Raw genomic sequence first — 23,896 nt, 5'->3', positions numbered from 1 at the left:
GGTCCAAACGCAATACGCACAATTAATAATCACGCGAAAATTAAGATCGGAGCGAATTTCATGTCACGGTTTCATCTGGATCGGCGGACGTTTCTGCGTGGCACCGGTATCGCCCTGGCGCTGCCGATGTTGGAAAGTATGCGAGTCGGTGGCACCGCCCGTGCCGCCGATGCGGCCGACGTGCCCAAGCGAATGCTGTGCATGAACTTTCCGCTCGGGATTCACCGCAACTTTCTTTATCCGAAGAAGACCGGTACCGATTTTGAATCGACCCCATACCTGGAGCCGCTGGACGAGTTTCGCGGACAGTTTTCGATCTTCGGCGGGATGCAGCACCCCGACGTCGACGGCGGTCACTCGGCCACGGCAAGTTTTTTGACCGCGGCCCCGCATCCCGGCGGCAGCAGCTTTAAGAACACGATCTCGGTCGATCAGTATGCCGCCGAGCAGATCGGGCACCTGACCCGCTACGGGTCGCTGACGCTGAGCATTAAGGGCAACGGCGGACTTTCGTGGTCCCGCGACGGCGTCATGATTCCTGCCGACGACAGTCCGTCGAAGGTCTTTCAGCGATTGTTTATGGAAGGCTCCAAGCAGGAGCAGGCGCAGCAGGTCGCCCGGCTGCGTGACGGCCAGAGCATCATGGATCTCGTGCGTGATCAGGCGAAGCGGGTCGAGGGCAAACTCGGCAAACGTGATAAAGAAACGCTCGACCAATACTTCACGGCGGTCCGTGATCTCGAAGGCCGACTCGTTAAAGGCGAGGACTGGGCTAAGAGGCCGAAGCCGAAGGTCGATGTGAAAAAGCCGAACGATATTTCGGACAAAGCCGACTTCGTCGGTCGTACGCGGCTGATGTATGACATGATCTATCTCGCGTTGCAGACCGACTCGACGCGGCTCGTGACCGTGCAAATGGCGGGCGATGCGTCGGTTCCGCCGATCGATGGCGTCGACGAAGGCTGGCACCCGCTGTCGCACCACGGTCGCGACCCGGACAAGTTGGAGCAGCTAAAGAAGATCGAGGTCGAAGAATTTAAAGAGATCGCGAATCTGATGGGCCGACTTCGGGACTCGAATGAAGGCGACGAGTCGATTCTTGATCGCACGTCGATTCTGTTCGGCTCGAACCTCGGCGATGCCAACAGCCACCACAATCGCAATCTGCCGATCATCGTCGCCGGGGGCGGGTTTAAGCACCAAGGTCACGTCGGATATGACCAGGCAAAAGCTCCGCCGGTTTGCAACGCGTTCGTGTCGATGCTTCAAAATCTGGGGCTTGAGACCGATGAGTTTGCGAGCAGCACCGGAACTTTGACGGAATTGGGCTGATGCCAAGCTTTGGTGTTTGCGTCAGGCGGATCACATTGTGCCTCGCCGTTGCTGCCTTCGCCCTGCCGGCATCGGCGGCCGATCGTCCGCCGAATGTCATCTTTATGATGGCTGATGACCTCGGCTACGGGGACCTTGGCTGTTACGGTAACGAGAAGATTCGCACGCCGCATCTCGATCGCATGGCCGGGCGCGGGATGCGATTTACCGATCATTACACGGGTTTCCCGGTCTGTGCGCCGTCGCGGTGTTCATTAATGACGGGCTACCATGCGGGGCATTGTTACATCCGCGGTAATTCGAAAGCGCCGGGACGCCCGAGCAATTATCGCGAAGAAATCTATGCCGGCGAACGACCGATTCCGGACGAGACGGTCACACTGGCCGAGCTGTTTCAAGATGCCGACTATGCCACCGCGGCGATCGGGAAGTGGGGCCTCGGTTATGTGGACTCCGAAGGCGATCCTCTAGCGCAGGGTTTCGATCTTTACTTCGGCTTCGTTTCGCAGACCCACGCCCACAATCACTACCCGACGTTCTTAAGACAAAACGATGAGACGATCCGCTATCAAGGAAACCGCCGCGGCTTAAGCGATGAAGTCCATTCGCAGGATGAGTTCATCCGCGTGGCGAAGGGATTTATTACGGGAAACAGCAACCGGCCGTTTTTTCTGTATCTGCCTTTCACGATTCCGCACGTCGGGATTCAAGTACCGGAGGAAACGCTCGCCGAGTATGCCGGTGAGTTTAAGGAAGAGCCGTATAAGAAAAGCCGCCACTACGCCAATCATCCGCAGGCCCGCGCCGCCTACGCCGCAATGATTACGCACATGGATCGCGGGATCGGCGAACTGGTTTCGCTGGTTGACAAACTGGGCCTGACCGGCGACACGATCTTTATCTTTACGAGCGATAACGGACCCGCCGTCGAACGCCTGGCGGGAACCGATTCCACGTTCTTTAATTCATCCGGCGGCCTGCGAGGGCGAAAGCGATCGCTCTACGAAGGCGGTATTCGCGAGCCGCTGATCGTGCAGTGGTCCGGCAAGGTTCCGGCGGGCACCGTCAGTGACCTGCCGACCTATTTCCCCGATTGGATGCCGACGCTGGTCGGCCTCACCGGAATTGGCGATGGGGCGATGCCTGCCGACATCGACGGGATCGACTTCGCCCCGACATTGCTCGGTCGGCCGGAGGATCAGGTGCCCCACGAATTCCTCTACTGGGAGTTCACCGAAGGGGGCCACAAGCAGGCGGTACGCCGCGGGAAATGGAAAGCCATCCGGCCGAATACCGCGAAGAGCCTGCGGACGGAGCTTTATGACCTCGAAGATGATCCGGGGGAGACGAGCGACGTTGCCGCATCGCATCCCGCGGTCGTCGCCGAACTGGAAGCGATTATGGCTCGCGAACACACGCCGTCGGAGTTATTCCCGCTCAATGGCATCGATACGCCCGTCAAATGATGGCTACTCCGCCACTTCGTCCTTCGGGTCGAGCTTCAGTGCCGCCGAGTTCATGCAATAGCGCAAGCCGGTCGGTGCAGGGCCATCGGGAAACACGTGGCCCAGGTGCGCTTCGCAGCGAGCGCAGTGCACTTCGGTACGTCGCATGAAGAGGGTGTTGTCCTCGGACTCGCCGATACGCTTCTTGTCGATCGGCTGCGTGTAACTGGGCCAACCGGTGCCCGATTTATATTTGTCTTTGGAGTCGAACAGCGGATTGCCGCAGCAAATGCAGCGGTAGATGCCGGCGGTTTTTTCATCCCAATACTCGTTGTCAAACGCCCGCTCGGTCCCGTGCTTGCGGGTGACCTTGTACTGCAGCGGGGTCAATTGCTCCTTCCACTCGGCTTCGGTTTTCTCGACTTTGTCATCGAAAGCCGGTTCAGTGGTCGATTCGGAAGATTCGGCAGCACTCATTGGAATGATTCCCTCATTGGCTTCGGCCTCGGTGTTCTCCACCAACATCGTAGCAGAGCCGGCCGTGGCGTCACCTGAAGCAGATCGATCATCCTCGACGGCCAAAGTCGTCGCTTGGGCACAGCCGATGGCGAAAAGGGCAGTGAGCAGCAGCCCGAACACTCCTTGAAGCTGCGGTCGGAATTTCGAAGTGCAAGACATCAGGCGATTCTCAACGGACATTTGACGGAAACTCGAATAGGTCTGTTTCTCTATTCTCGCAGCCATCGGTCTGATGTGAAGTGGTCAGTCGTGTTTTCCCCGGCCGTGCTGCCAAGCGCGATAGAGTCCGATCACGGCGCCGCTACCAAGGAGTCCGAGGACCATGCCGCAGAATCCGCCGACCAATATCCCAATGAAAACGTCCGGAGCGACGACAATGCCGATGGCAGCTCCGATACTCATCGTGACCAAAATGCAGGCGAGTTGGAGCAAGTTATCGCTTAAGCGGACGTTGGGTCCGGTGCCGATGTCGGTCACGGTATTATAAACCTGCCGGTTCGACATCTTCTGTCGCTTCGCGGGACTGGCGGTTTTTTCGAAAGAATCGTCGGGCAAATCGACTGGCTCTTCGCCACTCGGATTGATTTCAGATGACATCTTAAAACTCTGGCTAAGAAACGAGACGGGATACGGAGGCGAACCATTTACTCGTTGGGCTTGGGTGCTCGAGCCGTAGGCACGATCAACAGCGGGTTCTTTGACCGCCTCACGCGGTCGGCGACGTGGCCTTCGCTGGCGTGGTCGCCGTGTTCGAGGGCGAGGACGACGAGGGGGTGGCCCTGATCGGCGTCGAGCTCGTTAAGTTCCGGATCACCCTCGCCGTGCGCTTCCATCCGATAGGTGAAGCCGACCTCCGCGGAGGATTTGAGCAGGCTTTGATGCAGCCTTAAATGTTCTTTTTGAAGCGCTTCGACGAGCTGCTCGCGCGTGATCTGACTTTCGGGGTTTAAAGCCTTAAAAATATCGCGGAAGTTTTCGTAGAACTCTTCTTCGAGCAGTAGCACCAGTTCGACGTCGCCGGTCGCGCGGGTCAGGCCGGTGGCTAACGCGGCGGCATCGGGCGCCGCGGCGTTCTCTCCGATCAACACTAAGATCACGCTGCGAAAGGGGTTCTGCCCAACTTCATAGGGCTCGCGCACGACCAGCAGCGGGACCGGGGAGCGGGAGAGCAGCACGTCGATCACGGTTCCGGCGCTGTCGGCCCCGACGTGATTTAAGTCACGGCCGTAGGGGCAGGGAACGATTAAGAAATCACAACCCGATTTCTCAACAGCCGCCAGAATTTGTTCGTAGCTGTCGCCCTCGGTTCGGCTGAGCGTCTGTGCTTCCAAGCCGGCTGCGACGCCATCGGCAACGTCATTTTCGGCATAGCTTTCTCGAGCATCGACGACGCCGAGTTTGCAGTCGAATTGCTCTTTGAGCGTGCGGGCGAAACCGATCGAAGTCCCGTCCTGAGTTGAGCCGTCAATGACCACAAGCACAGACTTCGGCACGCGCGGCTTGACCGGGGCGGCATCGCCGACCCGGGCCTTTTGAAACAGGTCGATCGAATCGCGGACCGATCGGTCAAGATCGGAGTTATTCGGGTCAAACATTAATAGCCCTTTGGGCGAGAATCGATGAGCGAGAAGCAAAAAATAACAAGATGCGCGAGTGGAGGCCGCTTCTCCCTTCGCGGTTCTCGATCGGTTAATCTTCGTCGAACAGTGACTCTTCGAGCTGCTCGATTTCCTGACCGAGCGTGCGGCACTGGTCGAGGGCCGGGGCGATGTCGTCGCCGTAGACCAAGCCCAGTTTGACTGCCACAAGCAGGTGGCTCTCCAACTCTTTCAGATAGCCGTGCGCGGCGAGCAGCCCGTTGATGATCGATTTGCGGCGGTTCACGCCGTAGCCGCGGGCGAGCTTCGCCGGGATGTTGATCGCCGCTCGACGCATCTGACCGGTCAGACCTTCGATTTCCTCTTTGGGGAGCTTGCCGGTCAGATCGTAGATTTCCATGACCAGTTCGCTGCCCTGTTGCCAGGCGACGAGGTCGCGAAAGTCATTCTTGGCCATGGTGCGGGTTCCTAATAGGGGAAAGAATCAGTCGACGCTCATTCCATGGTAACCCGATCGCCGTGCCGGGTGCATCGTCAGGCGGGGTGAGTTGTTATATTGGACTTGGTCTTGAAGAGAGGGGACATGCCCGCCGAACGCTCATTTACCGAAGTCTACGAACACCCGCGGGACGGCGAGCCCGTCTATCGCGTGGCCGAAATGCTTCCGCGACAGGGAATGTGGTCGGTCGAGCGGTTTCTGATGCTTGACGATGATGATTGCCCGGTCGAATTGGTCAATGGTCGCGTGGAGATGATGCCAATGACGACCGAAGAGCATCAGGACGCCCAGAACTACCTTTATGTCGAACTTCTTGCCTACTGTGATCGGACCGGTGCGGGTAAGCCGAGTACGGCGGGAATTCGAGTGCGGATGGTTGACGGGAATGTGCGGCTGCCCGACATCGTATTCATGAAGGCCGAGCATCAAGCCCGTCGGAACAATCGCTACTGGGACGGCGCCGACCTCGTGATGGAGATCGTCAGTGAGGACGATTCCAACCGCGATTGGGAGGAAAAGTTCGCGGAGTATGCGGCTTCGGGCGTTACCGAGTATTGGATCATAGATCCGCGTGATCGCACGGTGACGGTCTTCGCGCTCGACGCATCGACGGCGGCTTATTGCGAGAATTTCCGCGGCGGAGTCGGAACAACGGCGAGATCGGCATTGCTCGACGGATTCGAGATCGCGGTCAGCGCGATATTCGGAAAGCGTTAAAACAAGCCCGACGCGCGAGCGAGGGATTCCGCTCATCGCCGGTCGCATAGAGCATTCATGCAAAGGCTTCCCTGCAAGACCGGCATCGAATGCCTTTTGTGACCGGCAGCTGGATGCTCTGGCGGCTACGCCGCACGGACGTTGTCCGTGCCACTCGAAATGAGCTTGGGGGGACTCGACGGGGTCGTGCGTCGGGCTTGTGTGCCTTACAAAATTTGCAGGCTCGGGGCGGGGCCGCTTTCGATGACTTCTTTGGCGACCTCAATCGAGACCGCCTCGCACATCGCGAGTAAAGGTTCGCGTGCCGGGTTGCCTTCGTCGAAGAGTCCGGCCATTTTTCCCGCATCGCCGGCTTCGCGGATCGACGCGATCGCGGGGATCTCTCCCAAAAACGGCAGGCCAAGTTTGGTCGCCTGCTGCTTGGCACCGCCGCGGCCGAACAGGTCGCCGCTCATATTCTCAACGATGCCCAAAATCGGAATCTCGACCTGATTGTACATGCTGCAGGCTTTGACGGCGTCGAGCAGTGCGACCTCCTGCGGCGAGCAAACGACGACCGCGCCGGAGAGTCCCATCATTTGTGAGAGCGTCAACGCCACGTCGCCGGTTCCGGGGGGGAGGTCGATCACGAGGTAGTCGAGTTCTCCCCACTCGGTTTGCTGCAAAAACTGCTGCAGGGCTTTGTGCAGCATTGGCCCGCGCCAGACGACGGCCTGATCCTTCTCGATCAGGAAACCCATCGAGAGAACGGGCATCCCGTCGACGTCGATCGGTACCATCCGCTGATACTGCTGTCCGTCGGGACCGGTGACTTCGCGGACGGCGGGCGTCGCGGTCACGCCCATCAGGTGAGGAATGCTCGGCCCGTAAACATCGGCGTCCATCAACCCGACCTTAGCCCCGGCGTGATCAAGTCCGCAGGCGAGTGACGCCGCGATCGTACTCTTCCCGACGCCTCCCTTGCCGCTGCCGACCGCGATCACATTGGCGACGTTCAGCCCGACCTTGCCACCGGCGTGTTTGCCGCGAATGTCGGTCGTGAACTCGACGTTCAAGTCTTTGCCCGCCGCGGCATTCATCGCGGAGATGAGTTCGTCCGTCGCCGAGTACATCGGTACCGGCAGGGCGACGGTGACCGACTCATCGCTGACCGATTTGAGCATCTTCAAGTCGCCGAGCGTCCGCCCGAACTTGGGAACGGTGACTTTGGCGAGGGTCGACTGGAGGTCGGGCATGGATCAATTCAGGGGGCGGGGGTCGAAATTTGATTCGAAGTCAACGAGCGCAAAATGGAACGCATTGCTCTAAGATCGTAGACGCCGCGGCTGAGCATCACAATGAGCAAGACCGCCTTGCCTTCGTTCAAACCCGGTCCACGGCAGCATTGAATAGTACGATTGCTATCTGACGAAGTTTCTCATCGCGAACAGGAAATACTGATGCCGAAGTTGAGTGTTGAAGGAGTGGGTGAGTTCGAGGTGCCCGCTGGGAAGCGGCTCGTCAATGCACTGGTCGATGAGGCCGGCGTCGATCAGTTGCACGCCTGCGGCGGGAACGCGGCCTGCACGACGTGCCGCGTCGAATATGTCGGGGGAGAGCCTCAGAAGATGACGGCGGCCGAGAAGAAGGTTCTCGAAAAGAAAGGCGTCACCGACGCACGGCTTTCCTGCCAAATCCTCTGCGACCAAGACATGACCGTCCGCTGCACCAGCCGGCTTGAGGGGAGCGGTCGCGTCGACTGCGGAAGTCGACCCGCCGATGAATTGGAGCCGCAACCGGTCGAATGGGTCGAGAAATAAGACGGTCGTCCGACGTCTAAGGAGGGAGCAACGAATGGAGTCAACCGATCCGGAAGAATCGCCATCCGTGGATGAACACGGGCATTGGTCGATCTATCGCGCATCGCCGCTGGTGACGATGGGGGTGGGCGTGGTGCTCGGGGCGCTCGCCAGCGCCGGGCAATCGTCACGCGTGGCGATGATCGTCGCGGCGGTTGGCATTGTGATGTCGATCGCCGGGATCGCGTTCGGATATCACTCCGACGCCGACCGTTCACGAGCGAAGCCGGACGACTGAACCGAGCAGGTCGACCGTTAGCCCCACCCAACGATAGCCCGACGCGCCAGCGAGGCAGTGTGACTACGGCCCGAAAACGATCGTAAGCCGGCTCGAAGAATCTGAAGCTTAAGCAGATGGCAGTAGTCGACGGTGTCTCGACGAAGCCCGTTGCTATCAGCCGCACCCAACGATAGCCCGACGCGCCAGCGAGGCGGTAAATAAACGGCTTGAAAGCGATTGAGAATTGGCTCGACGAACCAGAAGCTCACGCGGCGCCCACTTCAAGCAATCGCAGTTTCGAAAACTCGCATTTCGGGGGCGGCGAAAGCGCCGTCCCCGGCCACCCGATCAGCACTCGAACGGCTCTCTAATCGAACTCGCTTGCCAGTGCTTCTTCAAAACCCGGGCTATTCGAAATCGCTTCGAGCGCGTCGTCGAGTGATGCGTGCGCGGAGAGAATTCTCAGATCCTGATCTTTCAACAGATCGATCGGTTGTCCCGACCAGTCTCGCGAGCCACGTAGGAAGGGTTCAATGATCGGCCGCGTATAGTCCTGCAAATTCGTGCTGACGACGCGACCCACCTGCCCGGTATTGAGGCTGACGATCGAACCGATCGGGAAGAGGGAAATGGTCTCCAGAACGGTCCGCACGGAAGCCGGATCGAACCGCCCCTGGCTGGTTTCCGTCAACACGATCCGGATCGCATCGTACGCCGAATAGGCTGCGCGATGCGGTCGCGGCGAGACGAGGGCGACGAACACGTCGGCGACCATGGCGAGTCGCGCAAGGGGATGAATCTGCACGCCGCGTCGCTGTCTGGGATACCCGCTGCCGTCCCAGCGCTCATGAATCTGATAGGCCACGGTTCGCGCATCGGGCGGAATCTCCGGGACCTTTGTCAGCATGTCGAACGTGCGACCCGGGTGTTTGGTGATTTCGAGGAATTCCGAGCGGGTCAGTCGGCGGGGCAGGTTGTAGATCGAGCGGTCGATTGCGGCCATGCCCGCGTCGGCGATCAGGCAGCCCATACCGAGACCGAGCAGTCGATCGCGGGTCAGTCCCGCAATGGTTCCGGCCGACATCGCCAAGCGGGCGACGCGTACGCCGTGCATATAGGCGGAGCTGTCGGAGTGGTCGACATTGATGCCCAGTCGCATAAAGAGGTCGAGGTCGGCGGCAAGCTGTTCGGCGGTTTCGACAGTGATGTCTTTGACCTTCGCGCCGGGAATCTTTGCTGACGCGCCGATCTCGGCAAACAGCAATTTGACGTTGGCTTCGGCTGCACGGATCGTCTGGTCGAATTGCTGTTCGACATCGACTGACGGCACACGACCGCGGGATCGTTTCACCTGATGGATGAACGCATCGATCGGAAACGTTCGGCCTCCGAACGACTCTTGCGGCTCCGAGCGTGCCGCGTCGTTCGAAAGTTGCTGTCGGCGAGCCCGGGCAGCTTTGCCGTCGTTGGTCAGTTGCTCCGCGTGACGTTGATCGACTCGGACGTGCGAGACGCCCCGGGCGAGCAGGCGATCGAGATTTCGACGCGACAGCACGATGCCGGCGTTGAGCAGCAATCGTTCCTGGTCGTCGTACAGCGGAACGGGAAGCCGCGCGCCCGGTCGCAGATCCTTCAGGCGCAGCCGGGCCATAGGCGTAGACCGAGCGGCGGACGATTGAGGCGCGGGTGAAGACATAGAAGGGATACCGATGTGCGGTCCGTCGAAAGGAGACGTCGACCGAGCCGCTCCGTGGATAACTCGCGAAAGGCGTCATCGCGATGGTGACGTACGGAGGCTCTCTGTTGATCTAGCTCAACACACCGGTCAGGGCGGGCCGAATCGGTAATATCCCCACCAACCCGACCGGACACGCTGGCGGGTAGGCGGACCTATTCCGCTTGTGCGGAAGATGCGGAGGCGAGGAAACGTCTTCGAAACGACCCGCTCACGAAGCAAACAACCCGCGCACGGCAGTAAGCGGGTCATCCACACAAGCCGCGCACGAAGTAAGCGGATCAATGGGGAGGCAACGAGTATCGCAAAGGCCCCGCCTTGATCCCCTCCCTCCCGGTCGGGGCTTTAATCGGCTCTTACGCTCGTTGAGAGCGAAGCGGGTTCCGCACTTCTACGACGAGATGTCGTAGACCATCAGCATGTCATTCTCGCGCAGGTACAGCTTGCCGTCGACCACCACGGGGTGCGCCCAACTGGGCGACTCGACGAACTCAGGGGTGAACGTTCCCTTGAGCCGATACTCCTCGGGTGATGCTTCGGTGACGGCGACGACCCCGTTCTGATAGCGCCAGATGATATGGCCATCGACGAAGAGGACGGCCGCCGACTTCGACGCACCTTTGGGGCCGCGCAATTTCGACTGGCGACCACCCCACATGACCTCACCCGTCTCGAGTTCGATACACATGGGGAAGCCGGAGTTCTGTCCGTGGCCGCCGTACACGTAGCCTTCGTGCAGGATCATTTGACCGTGATGATTTTCGAAGATGCGGCGGCCGTCCAGGAAGTAGAGCTGCTCCGCTTCGACGCCCCCGTCCCCGTCGGAAATCAGACGCAGTCCGACCGAGCCCTGCTTGTAGCTGCTTGAGGCGAACACGAGGTCGTCTTTGATCAGCGGCGTGGGAATCACGGCTACTCTGTTGGCAGCGGCCGTGTTGGCCCACAGGAACTTGCCGTCCTCGGCTCGCACCCCAACGACGCCTTTGCCGGTATTCTGGACGTACTGCCGCACGCCCCCGCCTTCGGAAATCACCGCGCTGGAGTATCCCGCTTGTGCTTTGCCGTTGCCGTCCAAATCGGGGTAGGGAGTCGTCCAGACGATCCGACCGGTCGTTCGATCGAAGGCAGCCAGCATGGCGTCCGCGGCGCCGGGCGTTGCGATAACGAGGTCGCCGTCAACCAGAGGCGATTCGGCGTAACCCCAACGCTGCGGCTGGCTGTCGAATTCCAGCGCGAAATCCTTTTTCCACAGAACCTCGCCATCGCTCGTATTCAAGCAGGACAGCACGCCCGTTGATCCGACGACGTAGAGACGATCATCAACCACTGTCGGCGTCGAGCGCGAGCCCGGGTAGCCGATATCTCCCTTCGGCGCGATGACCGCCGACCAGACGATCTCGTGCGAATTCAGGTTGATCGCGAAGACCGTCTGCCCCTGATTGCTGTAGCCCATCGTGTAAAGTCGATCGCCGACAATGGCGACGCTGCCGTAGCCGGTGCCGATGCCCTCGGTTTTCCAAAGCAACTTGGGGGGATTGGCGTCCCAATCGGTGCGGATCGATTCTCCCACGGCTTTGCCGTCACGGTTCGGTCCACGCCATTGGGACCAATCCCCGGCCACGACCGACGTCGCCGAAAGCAGGAGTGCGACAACCAGAAGACAATTCACCGGGCGTGTCATGTTCGAACCTGTAGAGCCGGACGGCGGGGCAGGGCGGAAGGCGATGCGAAATTGCAGCCTCGACAATACCGCCAACTCCGCACCGCTTCAATTTGGCGACCCCCGATGCACATTACCGGGTCGTGCGGGTTGCCGGGGCGAGGTGTCGTCGGAGCCGGTTGCCGGAAGCGCTTCTGGCGACGGATGAAATATGCCCAGCGCTTTTTGGCGGTGTCTTAATGTCAGCCGAACAACCCGCTGCCGGGGCGGATGATCGTCGCGCCTTCTTCAATGGCGATTTCGAAGTCGCCGCTCATGCCCATCGACAGCGTCTTCAAAGTCGGACCGTCCTCGCTCAAGCCGCGCAGTTCGTCGCGCAATTCGCGAAGCCCCGCGAAGACCGGGCGTGCGGCCTCGGGATCGGCCGAGTGCGGCGCCATGGTCATCAACCCGGCGATCTCGAGTCGCGGAAGGGCCGTCAGTCGGGACCATTGCTCACGAAGTGTCTGGGGCGCAAAGCCGTCTTTGGCCTCGTCACCGGCAATATTCACCTCAAGTAGAATCCGCGGCGTGAGGCCGTCCTCACCGGCGATGCGGTCGATCGCTTCGGCCAATTTCAGCGTGTCGACCGAGTGAGTCAGCGTGACGGCGGGAAGCACCTTGCGAACTTTGTTTCGCTGCAGGTGCCCGATCTGATGCCAGCTCAAGGCCTCCGGTCGCTGCTCGTGAAGCAAGTCAGCCCGTTCGAGTAACTGCTGAGGCCGACTCTCCCCGAGATCGCAGACCCCCAGATCGACGACGGCATGGACCAGTTCGAGCGGGGCGTATTTCGTGACGGCGACCAAACGAACGTCACTCGGGTGGCGATCGGAACGCTCGCAGGCGCTCTCAATCCGCGACCGGATGTCGGCAAGTCGTTCGGCAACGGTTTTGGGCGAAGCAGGCACGGCTGATTGCGGATTCAAGAAATTCGAGGTCCGCTGATGTTATAGCCGCACGCCGGAACCACTCAAATCTCGGTGCGGCCGTGGAAGGCGACGCCGTATTCCCAGAAGGTCTCATCAGGCACTTTGCGACGCCGTTTGATCTCGGCGTCGAACCAGGCGGTTTCTTTGTCCGGGATGTCGAGTCCGATAACGACCTTGTCGCCGTTGATGATACCGGGGCAGATGAACGAGAGCCCGCTGGCCGAGATCGACCGCGTCCAGACTTTCACTTGTCGACGGACGTCATCGTCGCCGAAGGTCGACATCAGCAGGGTCGCCTGTCCGCGGAACGTCCGCCGCTCGTATTGCCGCTTCGTGGCGTAATGGTCGTCGGTCCGCGCATCGAGACGATCGAGCGTGTCGAGGACACGCTGAGACGCCCGCAATTGCTTGTCGTTGAATTCAGTGACTGATGTGACCGACATGGGGTCGACTCGTGAAACGGTCGTGGGATGGGAGCTGCGTCAACGGACTGTCGAAGAGGTGATTCATACGAACGTAGGTCGCTGTGGCATTCGGTCAACATCAAGGCCTGTTAACCCGGGCGAATCGTAGACGCGTCGTAACGAATGCGCGGAATATCGGTGGCCGCGTCCAAGATTGAGGCGATCGCCTCGGCGGTGCTGCCGATCGCGAGGGACAAATCAACGAAACCGGTGGGCCGGCCTGACTTCGCTGCTGCATCAGTCGTCAGGTGCAAAGCGGCCCGTGGATCACCCGGCTCGACGAGGCAGAGATCGTCTCGCGATGCCAGAGCGGACTTCAAGAAGGGAAGAGCCGCGTCATCGGCACTCAGTGGCAGCGGGCGCGGCTGAAGATTCGCCAGCAGTTGCCCGAATGTCACCCCTTCCGCCGGGTGCACCAAGTCGGCGGCGATCTCCGCGACCGGGTCGAGCACAAACCGCCGGTAGAGACACGCGGGATGCGGAATCCGAAGTGCCGGCGTATCGATTACCCGGTCCCCGAATGCGATGATATCGAGGTCCAGCGACCGCGGTCCCCACGGCACATCTCGGACACGCCCGGCTTCGGCCTCGAGTTGTTGCAAGCGTGCCAGCAGGGCTTCCGGTTCGATCGCGGTACGCAGCACCGCGGCCCCGTTCAGATAGGGCTGGCCGGCTGAGGTCCCGATGGGGGCGGTCTGGAACAGCGAACTGACCCGCTCGACCGTGCAGCGATCGTCGCCGAGTCGCTTGAGAGCTTCGCGGATGATGCTCAGCGAATCGCCAAGGTTGCCGCCGAATGCGATGAGGACGGTTTCCATGCCGCCGAATCTAACGATTTCGGCTCAATAGCACGAACTGTCTGGCGGGGACGAAACGCTCCGCGGCGTCAGTTGATGCCGTGGGCGTCCATGTCGCCTTGGATGTCGCCGTAGAGACTGCCGGTGCTGCTGCCGAGGGTTCCGATTCCGGCAATGATGGCCATCAGAATCATCGCCAGCATCACCGCATACTCGACCGTGGTCGGTCCACTCTCATCGCGGAGAAATGCTCGAATCGCCGAAAATGTCATCTCGATTGGCATCTCGGTTCGCATGGGATGTCCCCGGTCTGCGACGTCGTCGCGGACGATTCCTTGGAGCGGAACGCCGGGGGGACGGATTCCGCAGTCCCTCAACTTTAGAATCGCCCCACGGGCCATGTCGGCCCAAATGGAGCAACCGAGTCGGACTCGCACGAGGTTTCTTCCAAGAAAACCGCACCGCCGACAAAACCGGCATCACCGGCAACGTGCCGTCCGGGTAGAATAGAGTGGGTCGAGGATGCTATAATCCACGAAGTCACACTATCGTTTCGCGCTTAATTTCTACACAGGCAGGTATTTATGGCCAAAGAAGAGGCCATCGAGATGGAGGGCGTCGTCACCGAAGCCCTCGCCAACACCCAGTTCCGCGTCGATCTCGACGTCGGACACCAGGTCCTTGCGCACGTCGCCGGCAAGATGCGCAAGCACTTCATCCGCATCGTCCCGGGAGACCGCGTCAAAGTCGAAGTCTCCCCCTACGACCCCAAACGCGGCCGCATCACCTTCCGCGAGCGCTAAGCCGGGATTCGCCTCGCGAATGGTTGAGAGTTGAGACGAGAGTTGAGGGATGCGCCTCCGGCCGACGTCCCTCACTTTGACCCTAAACTCGCACCCCTCAACCCCAAACCGCGAGCGCAGCGAGCCCTCCGCTCTGGCCACTCGCCCCTAGCCACTAGCCTTTCCAAATGCCCGAAGTCTGTCTGTTCACCGACGGTGCCTGTAAAGGAAACCCCGGTCCGGGCGGTTGGTCGTATATCCTCCGGCACGTTGCCACCCAGACCGAAAAAGAAGCCAGCGGCGGCGAAGCCGAGACGACCAACAACCGCATGGAGCTGCTCGGCGTCATCAACGGCCTCGAAGCGCTTTCCCGCCCCACCGCCGTTGAAGTCCTGACCGACAGCACCTACGTCGCCAACGGCTGCAGCCAATGGTTGGCGGGCTGGAAACGCAACGGCTGGAAACGCCGCGAGGGCAAACAGCTTAAACCGGTCAAGAATGAAGACCTGTGGCGCCGCCTCGACGACCTGCTCCAAAAGCACGAGGTCAGCTTCACCAAAGTCAAAGGCCACTCCGGCCACCCGGAAAACGACCGCTGCGACGAACTCGCCGTCGCCGCCGCCGTGGCCGCCTCGGGGAAGGGATAAAGTGCCGGGTGGCTCAGCCCACCCGGGCTGAGTGCCGCAGGCACAGGAGGCGATCGAGTGCCAAGTTTCCCTCTTAATAGAACCGGGCGGCGCAGCCGCAAGAGGTCTCAGGGTTGGGCTTCAAGTCGCTGTTCGGATCTGATGCTCGGCGGAGACCAAACCAATGGCTCTTGCTCATTACCCACTCTTCCGAGTGGCCCGGACAACGTCCGGGTCGCGCAGCGACCAGAGCATGCAGTTCACTGTCAGAAGTGATTTCTGACGTTAGCCCGCATTGGAGAGCCAGACGAATGATCCGCTGTACGGTGGTGGCCTCAAAATAAGCTCAAACCAACTCCTTGATTTTCCGATCGCCTCACGCTTAGATGTTTAGATGCACATGTGTGACGTCTAATTACCGCACCCGTCGTCCGCTTGTATTCCGCATCGCGGCAGAATGGATGGGCAAGACGACGATGGTTGTCACGTATATACTTAATCGCGGTGGTCGCGGCAGGCGCAGCGCTGGGTAATTCGGCGATTTCCGTTCCGAATAACGTGCGTACGTTATTCGGAATTTTTCGTGATAATCACTAGTTGTGCGTCATCGGAGTGCTGACGAATGAAGGAGCAGATATGACTCTTGAAGAGAAACTCAAGATCGCATCACAGTCAACGAATGTTCTCCATCAACATCTTTTTGGGTTTTCGGTCAGCATCATTGACACCGCCGATTCAGAAAATCCGGAGGAGTGGAGCATCTTCAGTGGCACTCTAGTCGAAATCGAAGACCGCTTGTTCGTCGCAACCGCTTCGCATTGCATCGAAAACCTGATACGGCCCTCTCGGTATTGGCTGCTTGGTGATATTCCTGCCTTCAAAGCTCCGGAAGTTCCACAGGTTATCGCTACACATGGAACAGCAAACGATCGTCCGGATGTTGGTCTCATCGAGTTGGATCCCGACTCTTTTCGTAAAATTTCGCCGAAAACTGGAGTACCACTTTCGCGAATCAAACCCGTTGGAACAGGGCGAGATAAACGCACGGCTCAGTTGATCGGCTCGCCAAGTCAAAACGTCGAACACGAAATTAGAGCCCCATCAAGAGGACTCAAGGCCGTGGTCATGGGCTACACAAGCTTGCCATTAAATCAGAGCGATTGGCCGACATTCAATGCGGCCCCGACACTTGACCGGTCCATTGATATACTGATGGAATATCCCAGCGGCACCGCAGATACTACTCGAATGGATACAGGGGAACCCGTTAAATTGCCGGATCCTAAAGGTATGAGCGGTGGCGGGCTCTGGGATCAAGGCTTTGATACTGACGAAATGTGGTCGCCTGACTCAGCGTTTCTTATTGGTATCCAAAGTGCTTGGTTTCCTAACAAACGACATGTTCGCGCGGTTCAGATTGCTCACTGGCTTAATTTGATTAAGCGGCGATTCCCGGAGTTGCAGGAAGCGGTCGAAAGTGCCGCATAACGATTTGTCGCACCGGCGCCGAGGGCTATGCAGATTCTACGGTTCCAACACGTTCGCGGCGGCCCGACGGGTAGCCGGGGCGTCAGCCCTTAAACGACTCTGCAATTAACGTGTATTCGTTGTGGCGGCTTCTTCTTATTGTGGTGGGCCGTTGACCGATAGAATCAAATGTCGTTTTTGCCCGTTGCTTATCCCAGGGCTTTAGCACCGGCCGCTCGTAGTGTGGGGCCGAATAGGAGAAAGAGATGACTTTCTGGCGTATGCAAATGCACCCGGACGAGGCGGCAGGCGCAATCAAACACACAGTTGAAAGCCTTTCGGCGGGCTATATTGGTCTTGATTTTTCTTCGCCGGTGTCAGACTTGATGGTCGTGCAGCAAGAAGATTTGCCGGACGGCCAGCGCAACTACTGGGCTTTCGCCCACGAAATGCAAACCGGAGATAGGGTGCTACTATTCGCACATCATTTCCCTTTGGCACTTGCGCGAGTCTCGGGTGACTACAACTACATCAGGGAGGCCGCACCTGAAATAGGCGTTTGGTTTCGGCATTTCAGAGCCGTAGACGATGTACGTTACTACGGAGACTTTGTTACGAATGCACATTCGTGGGAGCGGATCCCGATGACCGCAACAATCACACCCTTGCGTGACCCAGCGACGGCATCATTTCAACTAATTCAGCGTTGGCTCACTTAGTAAGATCACGCATGCGGTTTCACCCGGCATACTTGCCGCCGCTTCGTGTCATCAGGGCCGCGATTGAACTGCAGGTTTAAATGCAAGAATGCATTCCTCGCCATGCTTCGCAATGTCTCTTATTTAGTCGTGCTGGGTCGATACTAATTTCTCATTTTCCGTGGACATACCACGCTCCCAATTTAAGGCGCTGAACCCGCCGATCAGCTTCTTAGCGGGTGGCCCGGTTCCTATAGAACCGGGCGGCGCAGCCGCAAGAGGTCTCAGGGCTGGGCATCAACTCGCTGCAGACGCTTTATGATCGGCAGCGCACTGAGACCTCTTGTCGCTGCGCGACCCGGACGTATAGCGTCCGGGCCACCCTGCGGTTTTGGTTTTCTAATGCCTGTCACGTTTAATACTCATGCCCATGTTCCGTGGGCAATGCCACGCCTTTTTGCAGTGGATGAACCCATCAATTGCCTTCTTAATGAATCGCCTCTTGTCGCTTCGCGACCCGGCCCGAGTTGGGCCGGGCTACCCGTTCTGGCGGCTGCGCCGCACGGACGGTGTCCGTGCCACTCGGATTAAACGCTGGTCCGCACAGCGGACCCTACTTTTTCAATGTTTCGTTGGGCGGTCGAAGTGGCTGTAGCCAGTCAGCTCTTGCACGATTGAAAAGCCTTCGTCGCCGAGGGGTTGTTAGAGTGGCATGAAGATGCGGCCGGGGATGGGGGCGCGGACTTCGCGGCCGTCTTCGTATGCCAGCAGTTCGTCTTCCAGGACGCGGCGAAAATTATAGTAGCCGGGCTGCATTCGAAATTTGGTGCCTTGCTCAAGTGGGTGCGCGTGCCGAATTTCGAAGATGGTTCCCCCGTCGAGTTGCGTGCGTGCGAGGCGTTCTTCGCTGTGGCGAAATTGAGAGTCGATACAGCCGATGCGGTGTAGGGCGGCCCAGATCGTGGCTTCCTGACTTTCGAGCGATTCGAGGCTGTCATGCTGACCGGCTTCGACCGTGAAACCGGTATAGCCATGGTTTACGAAGTAGCGATCGGAAATGCCGCGGAGTGAGTCGCCCGCACCCACAACCACATGCACCGGAAAGCTTGAGGCCAGTTCGATGCAATCGCCGCCAACAAGAATTTTCATCGTCGAGCGGACGGGGTTCAGTCGACAGCGCCAAGACGCTCGACGCTGCTCAACCATTTTTCGCGGCGCGATGGAGTCGATCCTTTTACCGAACCAATGAGCTTTGTCTTCACCGGTTTGATGCCGCAGAAGCGGAGCGTGGCGTACTTGATGGCCTTAACGCCGGGGGCGCCGAACAGCAGGCGATGGGCCCAGGGCGGGGCGTCCATGGTGGTGATGATGCGGGCGGAGCGGCCGCCCAGCAGGCCATCCCACAGGGGCGAATCTTCGCGGGTGCGGAACGCCCAATCGGAGACGAAAACGCGATCGAACCAGCCTTTGAGCAGTGCGGGCGTCGTGCCCCACCAGGTGGGATAGACGAGCACGAGATGCTCGCACCACTCGATCAGTTCGCGCGAGCGGATGATCTCCGGCTCGGTGGGTTGGTCTTTGGCGGAGGTCAGCCGCACGACCGGGTCGAACTCCGACTCGGCGAGGTCGAGCCGACGGACATCGTGACCCGCACCGGCGGCCCCGGTGGCGTACGCGGTCGCTAATGCGCCGCAGTAGCTGTCGATTCGCGGGTGGCCCAATACGACCAGAACTTTGCGTCCCATCTATGCTCTCTCTCGCGTGATGCGAAAGGATAGCGCGAGACAGGGAAAGTGGGGAGCGCCGGACCGATTCAAATTCCTAAATCGAAACCGAAGGTGCTCAGCCCGTCGTGTCGACTCGCGAAGCCGCCTCTTTGCGGCGTTGCGCTTCGAGGCGGTGCCGTAGAATCAGAGCACTGGCAATGTCGATCGCGATCGGGTCCTTCGACGACCAACCGGTCGACAGGTGAACGGCCGGAGCTTTCGGATCGAGGCGGAGGTCGCTGAGGGTTTTTTGCGCCGCGGGATATTTCCCGGCCAGCGAACCGAGCAGCAGGGGCGAGACGACGTCGGTGCTGTCGACGACGTAGCCGTCGGGCCCGTCTGTTGCGGTCACGCCGCAATAGCCGAACGTCCGCGTTTGGTAGTCGATCGCCTTCGTGAGGTATCCCTCGTAGCGAGCATCGTCGAAGAAGCAAAGCGGATAGCAATACACGAATAGTGGGAAGTCATACCGCACGACCTGAGGTTCGAACGGTCGATTGAACAGGTGGTACAGAATCGCCCCTTCGGACGAGTCGTTCCAGTTGTGATTGATCCAGCGCGGATGGTCGGCCTGTTCCGGCCAGAAGAAACCGTGGACGAAATAACCGTCGCGCATCATCCAGTCGACGTCGATCTGACCCAAATAGGTCTGTACTTCGGTGACGAATTCCCGATCGCCGAGAATTTCAGCGGCTCGCAGATAGCCGGAATAGAAGATCGCGGTGTCGATCGTGGAGATTTCGGAATACGGCTTCGGTCGTCCCGCGCTATCCGTAAAGTGTGCCAACCAGCCGCGATTGCGGGCCGGGTTGGCATGAACGGTCGTACGAAACCCTCGGCGGAGCCGATCCAGCACTTCGTCGCGATCGGCCGCACCCTGCTCCACGAGCATGGCGGACCCGTAGGCAACGAAACCGGTTGCGGCACAGCTCACCGTTTCACGATCGGTCAGCCGATCTTGAACGAGGCCGTTGGCGTGCGTCATCCGCTCGAATAGCGACCCGTAGTCGGTCGCCGGCGATGCGGTGAGGGCAACTGTGAGGAGGAGTGCGGCGTTCATAACATCCAATTATAGATCAACAATTGATGATATGTCGAGGAAACCTCTTAGGGTTATTGCTGAATTTACAACGTGGCGGGAAACGGCCGGTCGGCGTTACAACGGAGTGTGTCGCGTTGCAAAGCGTTATGGAATAACCGTTTAAAGAGATATTCGCCGGGGAGAATCAGGAAGGCAGCGGACGTTAATGAAATCTTTGCATCGGGGGAAGGCTGAATCCTCTGCGAGGGTCGTCACTTGAAAAATTAGCCCATATTCACAATCGCTGATGGGTCGATCTGCGACCAATCCCGATTTTTTCCCAATGGGGAACGCTTCAGACGGCAAGAGCCGAATCGCGCGTCGCGATCCGGCTCCTCTGCCGTTTGTCGTAACCACGGCGAGTCGACGGTTAGACCGCCGCGTCGACCGGTTTCGTCCACGCGTGCCCTTCGAAGGGTTTATCCACCGGAGTTTCAACGACGTGGTTGGTGTAGTTACTCAGGACCTTGAAACTGACCCCAAGGATCACCTCCAGCACCTGCTGCTTGGTCCAGCCGGCGTCGAGGAAATCGCTGATGTCTGCCTCCTCAACCCAGCCGCGGTTCACGACGACTTTCCGGCTGAACTCGCGCAGCGCCTCCAATTTCGGATCGGCAATCGGCGTTGCTTCGCGAAGCGCTCGGAGCACGTCCTCCGGCATTCCGTTTTTCTCAGCAATCATGGAATGAGCGGCCATGCAGTAGTGGCAGTCGTTTTCAAAGTTTGACGTCATCAGGACGACCTGCTGCTCCGTCGGGCTGAACGACGTCTGCTTCGAAAAGATGCCGTGCATCGTCATGTAGGCATCAGCCACCGCCGGGGCCTCGGCTTGGAATCGAATCAGATTGGGGATCATGCCCCACGTCTGCTCGGCCTTCTGGAAGGCCGCCTGGCCGGCGTCAGAAACGGTGTCATGAGTGTGTCGGATGAAATCAGCCATTGTCAGAGTCCTTAAGGCGGAAATTGCAGTGAAAATTCAGCCGGATGAGGCCGGCGGCGACTGGCCGCCGGCTTCGAAGAAACAAACCGGACTGCGGCGGTACCGATCAGCCGAGCGCCTTTTGCAAGGCCCCCGCGTAACGGTCCTTGCTCTGCACGCCGATGATGCGATCGATGACCTCGCCGTCCCGATAGACCAGGACCGTCGGCAGGGCGCTGACCTTCAGCGATGCCGCCGTTTGCGGATTAGCATCGGCGTCGAGTTTTCCGACGACGGCGCGGCCCGCGAACTGTTCGGCGACCTCGTCGATCACTGGCCCGACGAGGCGACAGGGGCCGCACCACTCGGCCCACACGTCGACCAGCACCGGTTGCTGAGCGTCCTCGACTTCCCGTTGGAAGTTCTCGTCGGTCAATGTCCTGGTTGCTTTGGAAGTTGTGGCAGCCATGGTTTCTCTCTTTCGTTCAGGTAAAAAAGTGACCGGTCGTCTACAAATGCGACCTAAAAAAGAATGCCTCGTCTATTTTGCCAAGAAGCCTTTCAGAAAAACGGTTTCGAACTCGGTCAGCGGAGCCGTCGAACCGGCGACTTTCATCCGGATCAACGCGCCCTCCCACGCGGCAAAAATCGCCCGACCGAGTACCTCAGCGGAGAGGTCTTCTCGGACCTTGCCGGCCGCCTGTGCCTTCGCGATGCCCTTGGCCAACGTCTCCTCGAAGTCACAGAAGCGAGCGGCGAGGGCTTCCCGGCACAGCTTACTTTCGCCCGCAATTTCGTTCCCCATTGCGCCCAGAAGGCATCCGCCGTGGCAGGGATTGGCTTCATAGCCCCGAATTTGTTCGCGAAAGAACGCCCGCAAGCCCGAAATGCCGTCGCGAAAGCGTTCGACTTGGGCCCGCAGCTTCTCGACCGATCGTCGACCAACTTCACGGATGACCTCGGCCCCGAAGTGCTCTTTGCTTTCGAAATAGTTGTAGAACGAGCCCTTGGGCACGCCGACGTCGTCGAGCAGCGTCTTGAGCCCCGTGCCGTGGAATCCGCCGCTGAGAAGCAACTGTGCTCCCCGGTCGATTAATTCCCGCCGCTTGTCGTCACTGAGTCTGGGTCGTGCCATGATTTTGTCTCCTGCCTCTAGTACGACCGGTCGTCTTGGAACGTTGGCGCTTTTCGAATAATTTTTTGCCGGTGTGGCCCGGACATCGTCCCGGCGGCGCAGCCGCGGGAGCATTCAGCTGACTTTTTCGATAATGGTCAGCGCCCCGACAAGCTCGAAACAGTGAGCTGAGTGCTCTGGTCGCTGCGCGACACGGACGGTGTCCGTGCCACTCTGGTCTATTCAGTCAATCAATTCCTCGTGTGGCCCGGACATCGTCCGGGCGGCGCAGCCGCAAGAGCATTCAGCTGACTCTTTCGATTGTGGTCAGCGCCCCGACAAGCTCGAAATGGTGAGCTGAGTGCTCTGGTCGCTGCGCGACACGGACGTTGTCCGTGCCACTCTGATTTATTCAGTCAGTCCACGAGATTGGGATACCGACATCCTCTCGCCGTTCGTACCAGCGCGCCGAACTCCACCGATAATCGGCCTGTCGGGAGACCATCCCTGCCCGAACAGGATTGTCGTGGATGTAATTCAGCTTCTGCTCAAGCACTCCCGTGGTCTCAATTTCGAAGGCGTAGTACCGCGGCGTCCAAATCGGGTCACTGGGAGGAATCGACTTTCCATATTCAGTCCGCCGCAGGAACGTCGCGAGCTCCGATGAACTGTTCCGCTTCCAATCCTTCAAGAAATGTGAGAGCTGGTCCGTCACATCGAACCAGAGCAGAAAGTGAACATGGTTCGACATCAACACGAATCCCACGCACTTCGCCGCCTGTCGCTGCATTTCGGAATGCAGACACCCTAGAACGATGCGCTTCGATCGGTCGGCATCGAGCAGCATCCGACGCCGGTAGCAAGAAAACGTCACGAAGTGAACGTAGAGCCGGTCATCAATAATGCGTCTAGAAACCGGCATAATTAGCAACTCCTCGTGTGGCCCGGACACCGTCCGGGCGGCGCAGCCGCAAGAGCATTGAGCGAAGTCAGAAAGGTCAACGAATACAAGCCGCGCACGAAGTGAGCGGATATCGCACGGGTTGATCCGCTTACTTCGTGCGCGGCTTGTCGAGCTATGAAGCAGCGCGAGATACGGACGTTGTCCGTGCCACTCATTCTTGTTCTTCAGGCACCAGAAAACTGAGGTGGTGCGCGGCGTGGATGCAGTGCAGCCGCTTCCATTCTTCGACAGAAAGTTCGCCCGCGAGCGGTGAGGGGTGCACCGAGTCTGCCGTTTCCAGCCGCGAGAGCAATTCTTTCGCGGCTGCGATTTCCGCCGCATCGTCGACTTCGCCCTTGGGAACCGATTGCGGGGCGGTCATCTGGCCGCGGCGCATGCTGCCTTCGACCAGAAATTTCATCACCAGCGGTCGGCCCCAGAACTTGCGGGCCAGCCAGGGCATCATGAAGCCGAAGCCGTCGAGCGAGCCGCGAAAGTAGTAATTTAGGTGCTTGCAGATTTGCCCGAGATTCCACTTCCCGAGCGGTCGGTAACCCGCGCGCTCCAACCGCTCGATCTCAGCCGCGATCTCCGGATACGAGCTCAGCGACAGTTCCCTGAGTGCTTCAGCCATGTCCCGCTCCGCTAGAAAATCCAAGCTCCAATGGTCAGTTGTGCCACAAAACGACTCGGCGATAGGAAATAGGG

28 protein-coding genes are annotated in these 23,896 nt (G+C 59.3%); 9 read left to right on the top strand and 19 right to left on the bottom strand.

Going from position 1 to position 23,896, the window contains the following annotated elements:
- Nucleotides 1-60 precede the first annotated feature (60 nt).
- Both Pan189_RS20990 and Pan189_RS20985 read left to right on the top strand, forming a co-directional pair.
- The gene (locus Pan189_RS20990; protein WP_145366035.1) at nt 61-1,332 is read left to right on the top strand and encodes a DUF1552 domain-containing protein; all 1,272 of its coding nucleotides are present in this window, start codon (nt 61-63) and stop codon (nt 1,330-1,332) included.
- The gene (locus tag Pan189_RS20985) at nt 1,332-2,798 is read left to right on the top strand and encodes an arylsulfatase (protein ID WP_145366034.1); all 1,467 of its coding nucleotides are present in this window, start codon (nt 1,332-1,334) and stop codon (nt 2,796-2,798) included. The genes Pan189_RS20990 and Pan189_RS20985 overlap by 1 nt, the downstream gene beginning before the upstream one ends.
- Nucleotides 2,799-2,801: 3 nt before the next feature.
- Here the strand turns inward: Pan189_RS20985 and msrB are convergent, their stop codons facing one another.
- The 4 genes from msrB to Pan189_RS20965 form a co-directional block, all read right to left on the bottom strand.
- The gene (gene msrB, locus Pan189_RS20980; RefSeq protein WP_145366269.1) at nt 2,802-3,254 is read right to left on the bottom strand and encodes a peptide-methionine (R)-S-oxide reductase MsrB; all 453 of its coding nucleotides are present in this window, start codon (nt 3,252-3,254) and stop codon (nt 2,802-2,804) included.
- A 285-nt stretch (nt 3,255-3,539) separates the two neighbouring features.
- Nucleotides 3,540-3,893, bottom strand: coding sequence for a hypothetical protein (locus Pan189_RS20975; protein WP_145366033.1), 354 nt, complete (start codon nt 3,891-3,893; stop codon nt 3,540-3,542).
- Between the two features lie 47 nt (nt 3,894-3,940).
- On the bottom strand, nt 3,941-4,891 hold the full coding sequence (locus Pan189_RS20970) for a putative universal stress family protein (protein ID WP_145366032.1): 951 nt from the start codon (nt 4,889-4,891) through the stop codon (nt 3,941-3,943).
- Between the two features lie 94 nt (nt 4,892-4,985).
- Complete coding sequence (locus Pan189_RS20965) at nt 4,986-5,351, bottom strand: four helix bundle protein (protein WP_145366031.1); 366 nt, start codon at nt 5,349-5,351, stop codon at nt 4,986-4,988.
- Between the two features lie 126 nt (nt 5,352-5,477).
- On the opposite strand from Pan189_RS20965, the gene Pan189_RS20960 reads away from it, so the two are divergent.
- Nucleotides 5,478-6,110, top strand: coding sequence for a Uma2 family endonuclease (locus Pan189_RS20960; RefSeq protein ID WP_145366030.1), 633 nt, complete (start codon nt 5,478-5,480; stop codon nt 6,108-6,110).
- 206 nt (nt 6,111-6,316) lie between these two features.
- Here Pan189_RS20960 and Pan189_RS20955 read toward each other — a convergent pair whose 3' ends face one another.
- The gene (locus tag Pan189_RS20955; RefSeq protein WP_145366029.1) at nt 6,317-7,345 is read right to left on the bottom strand and encodes an Mrp/NBP35 family ATP-binding protein; all 1,029 of its coding nucleotides are present in this window, start codon (nt 7,343-7,345) and stop codon (nt 6,317-6,319) included.
- Between the two features lie 204 nt (nt 7,346-7,549).
- Between Pan189_RS20955 and Pan189_RS20950 the strand changes: the two genes are divergently transcribed.
- Nucleotides 7,550-7,909, top strand: a complete 360-nt coding sequence (locus tag Pan189_RS20950; RefSeq protein ID WP_145366028.1) for a 2Fe-2S iron-sulfur cluster-binding protein — start codon at nt 7,550-7,552, stop codon at nt 7,907-7,909.
- A 34-nt stretch (nt 7,910-7,943) separates the two neighbouring features.
- On the top strand, nt 7,944-8,186 hold the full coding sequence (locus Pan189_RS20945; RefSeq protein ID WP_145366027.1) for a hypothetical protein: 243 nt from the start codon (nt 7,944-7,946) through the stop codon (nt 8,184-8,186).
- A gap of 349 nt (nt 8,187-8,535) precedes the next feature.
- Here the strand turns inward: Pan189_RS20945 and Pan189_RS20940 are convergent, their stop codons facing one another.
- From Pan189_RS20940 to Pan189_RS21565, 6 genes are all read right to left on the bottom strand, one after another.
- Nucleotides 8,536-9,819: an HD-GYP domain-containing protein gene (locus Pan189_RS20940; RefSeq protein WP_310820864.1), complete on the bottom strand. Its 1,284-nt coding sequence runs from the start codon at nt 9,817-9,819 to the stop codon at nt 8,536-8,538.
- A 475-nt stretch (nt 9,820-10,294) separates the two neighbouring features.
- Nucleotides 10,295-11,572 (bottom strand): PQQ-binding-like beta-propeller repeat protein, encoded by a 1,278-nt coding sequence (locus Pan189_RS20935; RefSeq protein WP_310820863.1) that lies wholly within the window; start codon nt 11,570-11,572, stop codon nt 10,295-10,297.
- 233 nt (nt 11,573-11,805) lie between these two features.
- Nucleotides 11,806-12,510, bottom strand: coding sequence for a YggS family pyridoxal phosphate-dependent enzyme (locus tag Pan189_RS20930; RefSeq protein ID WP_145366024.1), 705 nt, complete (start codon nt 12,508-12,510; stop codon nt 11,806-11,808).
- A 62-nt stretch (nt 12,511-12,572) separates the two neighbouring features.
- Complete coding sequence (locus Pan189_RS20925) at nt 12,573-12,974, bottom strand: PilZ domain-containing protein (protein WP_145366023.1); 402 nt, start codon at nt 12,972-12,974, stop codon at nt 12,573-12,575.
- A 110-nt stretch (nt 12,975-13,084) separates the two neighbouring features.
- Complete coding sequence (gene folK / locus Pan189_RS20920) at nt 13,085-13,813, bottom strand: 2-amino-4-hydroxy-6-hydroxymethyldihydropteridine diphosphokinase (protein WP_145366022.1); 729 nt, start codon at nt 13,811-13,813, stop codon at nt 13,085-13,087.
- 68 nt (nt 13,814-13,881) lie between these two features.
- Nucleotides 13,882-14,229, bottom strand: a complete 348-nt coding sequence (locus Pan189_RS21565) for a Flp family type IVb pilin (RefSeq protein ID WP_310820862.1) — start codon at nt 14,227-14,229, stop codon at nt 13,882-13,884.
- A gap of 147 nt (nt 14,230-14,376) precedes the next feature.
- Between Pan189_RS21565 and infA the strand changes: the two genes are divergently transcribed.
- The 4 genes from infA (at nt 14,377) to Pan189_RS20895 (ending at nt 17,386) form a co-directional block, all read left to right on the top strand.
- The gene (gene infA / locus Pan189_RS20910; RefSeq protein ID WP_145366021.1) at nt 14,377-14,595 is read left to right on the top strand and encodes a translation initiation factor IF-1; all 219 of its coding nucleotides are present in this window, start codon (nt 14,377-14,379) and stop codon (nt 14,593-14,595) included.
- A 167-nt stretch (nt 14,596-14,762) separates the two neighbouring features.
- Complete coding sequence (rnhA, locus tag Pan189_RS20905) at nt 14,763-15,221, top strand: ribonuclease HI (protein ID WP_145366020.1); 459 nt, start codon at nt 14,763-14,765, stop codon at nt 15,219-15,221.
- Between the two features lie 615 nt (nt 15,222-15,836).
- Entirely contained in the window at nt 15,837-16,688 is an 852-nt protein-coding gene (locus Pan189_RS20900) for a hypothetical protein (protein WP_145366019.1), read from the top strand.
- A gap of 245 nt (nt 16,689-16,933) precedes the next feature.
- A complete protein-coding gene (locus tag Pan189_RS20895; RefSeq protein WP_145366018.1) occupies nt 16,934-17,386 on the top strand; it encodes a hypothetical protein in 453 nt (150 codons plus the stop codon).
- Nucleotides 17,387-18,067: 681 nt separating this feature from the next.
- Here Pan189_RS20895 and Pan189_RS20890 read toward each other — a convergent pair.
- From Pan189_RS20890 to Pan189_RS20855, 8 genes are all read right to left on the bottom strand, one after another.
- Entirely contained in the window at nt 18,068-18,514 is a 447-nt protein-coding gene (locus Pan189_RS20890; RefSeq protein ID WP_145366017.1) for a hypothetical protein, read from the bottom strand.
- Between the two features lie 17 nt (nt 18,515-18,531).
- A complete protein-coding gene (locus Pan189_RS20885; protein WP_145366016.1) occupies nt 18,532-19,110 on the bottom strand; it encodes an NAD(P)H-dependent oxidoreductase in 579 nt (192 codons plus the stop codon).
- 97 nt (nt 19,111-19,207) lie between these two features.
- On the bottom strand, nt 19,208-20,191 hold the full coding sequence (locus Pan189_RS20880; RefSeq protein WP_145366015.1) for a hypothetical protein: 984 nt from the start codon (nt 20,189-20,191) through the stop codon (nt 19,208-19,210).
- 391 nt (nt 20,192-20,582) lie between these two features.
- Complete coding sequence (locus Pan189_RS20875; RefSeq protein WP_145366014.1) at nt 20,583-21,152, bottom strand: carboxymuconolactone decarboxylase family protein; 570 nt, start codon at nt 21,150-21,152, stop codon at nt 20,583-20,585.
- Nucleotides 21,153-21,258: 106 nt separating this feature from the next.
- Nucleotides 21,259-21,600 (bottom strand): thioredoxin, encoded by a 342-nt coding sequence (gene trxA, locus Pan189_RS20870; RefSeq protein ID WP_145366013.1) that lies wholly within the window; start codon nt 21,598-21,600, stop codon nt 21,259-21,261.
- Between the two features lie 72 nt (nt 21,601-21,672).
- Nucleotides 21,673-22,266, bottom strand: a complete 594-nt coding sequence (locus tag Pan189_RS20865; protein ID WP_310820861.1) for a TetR family transcriptional regulator C-terminal domain-containing protein — start codon at nt 22,264-22,266, stop codon at nt 21,673-21,675.
- A gap of 391 nt (nt 22,267-22,657) precedes the next feature.
- Nucleotides 22,658-23,167, bottom strand: coding sequence for an REP-associated tyrosine transposase (locus Pan189_RS20860; protein ID WP_145366011.1), 510 nt, complete (start codon nt 23,165-23,167; stop codon nt 22,658-22,660).
- Between the two features lie 193 nt (nt 23,168-23,360).
- Nucleotides 23,361-23,822 carry a DUF1569 domain-containing protein gene (locus tag Pan189_RS20855; protein ID WP_145366010.1) on the bottom strand — a complete coding sequence of 154 codons (462 nt, stop codon included), beginning with the start codon at nt 23,820-23,822 and terminating at the stop codon, nt 23,361-23,363.
- Between the last annotated feature and the right edge of the window lie 74 nt (nt 23,823-23,896).

The organism is Stratiformator vulcanicus (assembly GCF_007744515.1).
Taxonomy (GTDB): domain Bacteria; phylum Planctomycetota; class Planctomycetia; order Planctomycetales; family Planctomycetaceae; genus Stratiformator; species Stratiformator vulcanicus.
Note: the sequence above shows the minus strand (reverse complement) of the source record. Positions and strands in the feature narration are given on the sequence as shown.

Excerpts from the sequence above, each read along its gene's own strand:
- Pan189_RS20990 (WP_145366035.1), top strand. The coding sequence starts at position 61 with ATGTCACGGTTTCATCTGGATCGGCGGACGTTTCTGCGTGGCACCGGT.
- Pan189_RS20985 (WP_145366034.1), top strand. The coding sequence starts at position 1,332 with ATGCCAAGCTTTGGTGTTTGCGTCAGGCGGATCACATTGTGCCTCGCC.
- msrB (WP_145366269.1), bottom strand. The coding sequence starts at position 3,254 with ATGAGTGCTGCCGAATCTTCCGAATCGACCACTGAACCGGCTTTCGAT.
- Pan189_RS20975 (WP_145366033.1), bottom strand. The coding sequence starts at position 3,893 with ATGTCATCTGAAATCAATCCGAGTGGCGAAGAGCCAGTCGATTTGCCC.
- Pan189_RS20970 (WP_145366032.1), bottom strand. The coding sequence starts at position 4,891 with ATGTTTGACCCGAATAACTCCGATCTTGACCGATCGGTCCGCGATTCG.
- Pan189_RS20965 (WP_145366031.1), bottom strand. The coding sequence starts at position 5,351 with ATGGCCAAGAATGACTTTCGCGACCTCGTCGCCTGGCAACAGGGCAGC.
- Pan189_RS20960 (WP_145366030.1), top strand. The coding sequence starts at position 5,478 with ATGCCCGCCGAACGCTCATTTACCGAAGTCTACGAACACCCGCGGGAC.
- Pan189_RS20955 (WP_145366029.1), bottom strand. The coding sequence starts at position 7,345 with ATGCCCGACCTCCAGTCGACCCTCGCCAAAGTCACCGTTCCCAAGTTC.
- Pan189_RS20950 (WP_145366028.1), top strand. The coding sequence starts at position 7,550 with ATGCCGAAGTTGAGTGTTGAAGGAGTGGGTGAGTTCGAGGTGCCCGCT.
- Pan189_RS20945 (WP_145366027.1), top strand. The coding sequence starts at position 7,944 with ATGGAGTCAACCGATCCGGAAGAATCGCCATCCGTGGATGAACACGGG.
- Pan189_RS20940 (WP_310820864.1), bottom strand. The coding sequence starts at position 9,819 with ATGGCCCGGCTGCGCCTGAAGGATCTGCGACCGGGCGCGCGGCTTCCC.
- Pan189_RS20925 (WP_145366023.1), bottom strand. The coding sequence starts at position 12,974 with ATGTCGGTCACATCAGTCACTGAATTCAACGACAAGCAATTGCGGGCG.
- folK (WP_145366022.1), bottom strand. The coding sequence starts at position 13,813 with ATGGAAACCGTCCTCATCGCATTCGGCGGCAACCTTGGCGATTCGCTG.
- infA (WP_145366021.1), top strand. The coding sequence starts at position 14,377 with ATGGCCAAAGAAGAGGCCATCGAGATGGAGGGCGTCGTCACCGAAGCC.
- rnhA (WP_145366020.1), top strand. The coding sequence starts at position 14,763 with ATGCCCGAAGTCTGTCTGTTCACCGACGGTGCCTGTAAAGGAAACCCC.
- Pan189_RS20900 (WP_145366019.1), top strand. The coding sequence starts at position 15,837 with ATGACTCTTGAAGAGAAACTCAAGATCGCATCACAGTCAACGAATGTT.
- Pan189_RS20895 (WP_145366018.1), top strand. The coding sequence starts at position 16,934 with ATGACTTTCTGGCGTATGCAAATGCACCCGGACGAGGCGGCAGGCGCA.
- Pan189_RS20890 (WP_145366017.1), bottom strand. The coding sequence starts at position 18,514 with ATGAAAATTCTTGTTGGCGGCGATTGCATCGAACTGGCCTCAAGCTTT.
- Pan189_RS20885 (WP_145366016.1), bottom strand. The coding sequence starts at position 19,110 with ATGGGACGCAAAGTTCTGGTCGTATTGGGCCACCCGCGAATCGACAGC.
- Pan189_RS20880 (WP_145366015.1), bottom strand. The coding sequence starts at position 20,191 with ATGAACGCCGCACTCCTCCTCACAGTTGCCCTCACCGCATCGCCGGCG.
- Pan189_RS20875 (WP_145366014.1), bottom strand. The coding sequence starts at position 21,152 with ATGGCTGATTTCATCCGACACACTCATGACACCGTTTCTGACGCCGGC.
- trxA (WP_145366013.1), bottom strand. The coding sequence starts at position 21,600 with ATGGCTGCCACAACTTCCAAAGCAACCAGGACATTGACCGACGAGAAC.
- Pan189_RS20865 (WP_310820861.1), bottom strand. The coding sequence starts at position 22,266 with ATGGCACGACCCAGACTCAGTGACGACAAGCGGCGGGAATTAATCGAC.
- Pan189_RS20860 (WP_145366011.1), bottom strand. The coding sequence starts at position 23,167 with ATGCCGGTTTCTAGACGCATTATTGATGACCGGCTCTACGTTCACTTC.
- Pan189_RS20855 (WP_145366010.1), bottom strand. The coding sequence starts at position 23,822 with ATGGCTGAAGCACTCAGGGAACTGTCGCTGAGCTCGTATCCGGAGATC.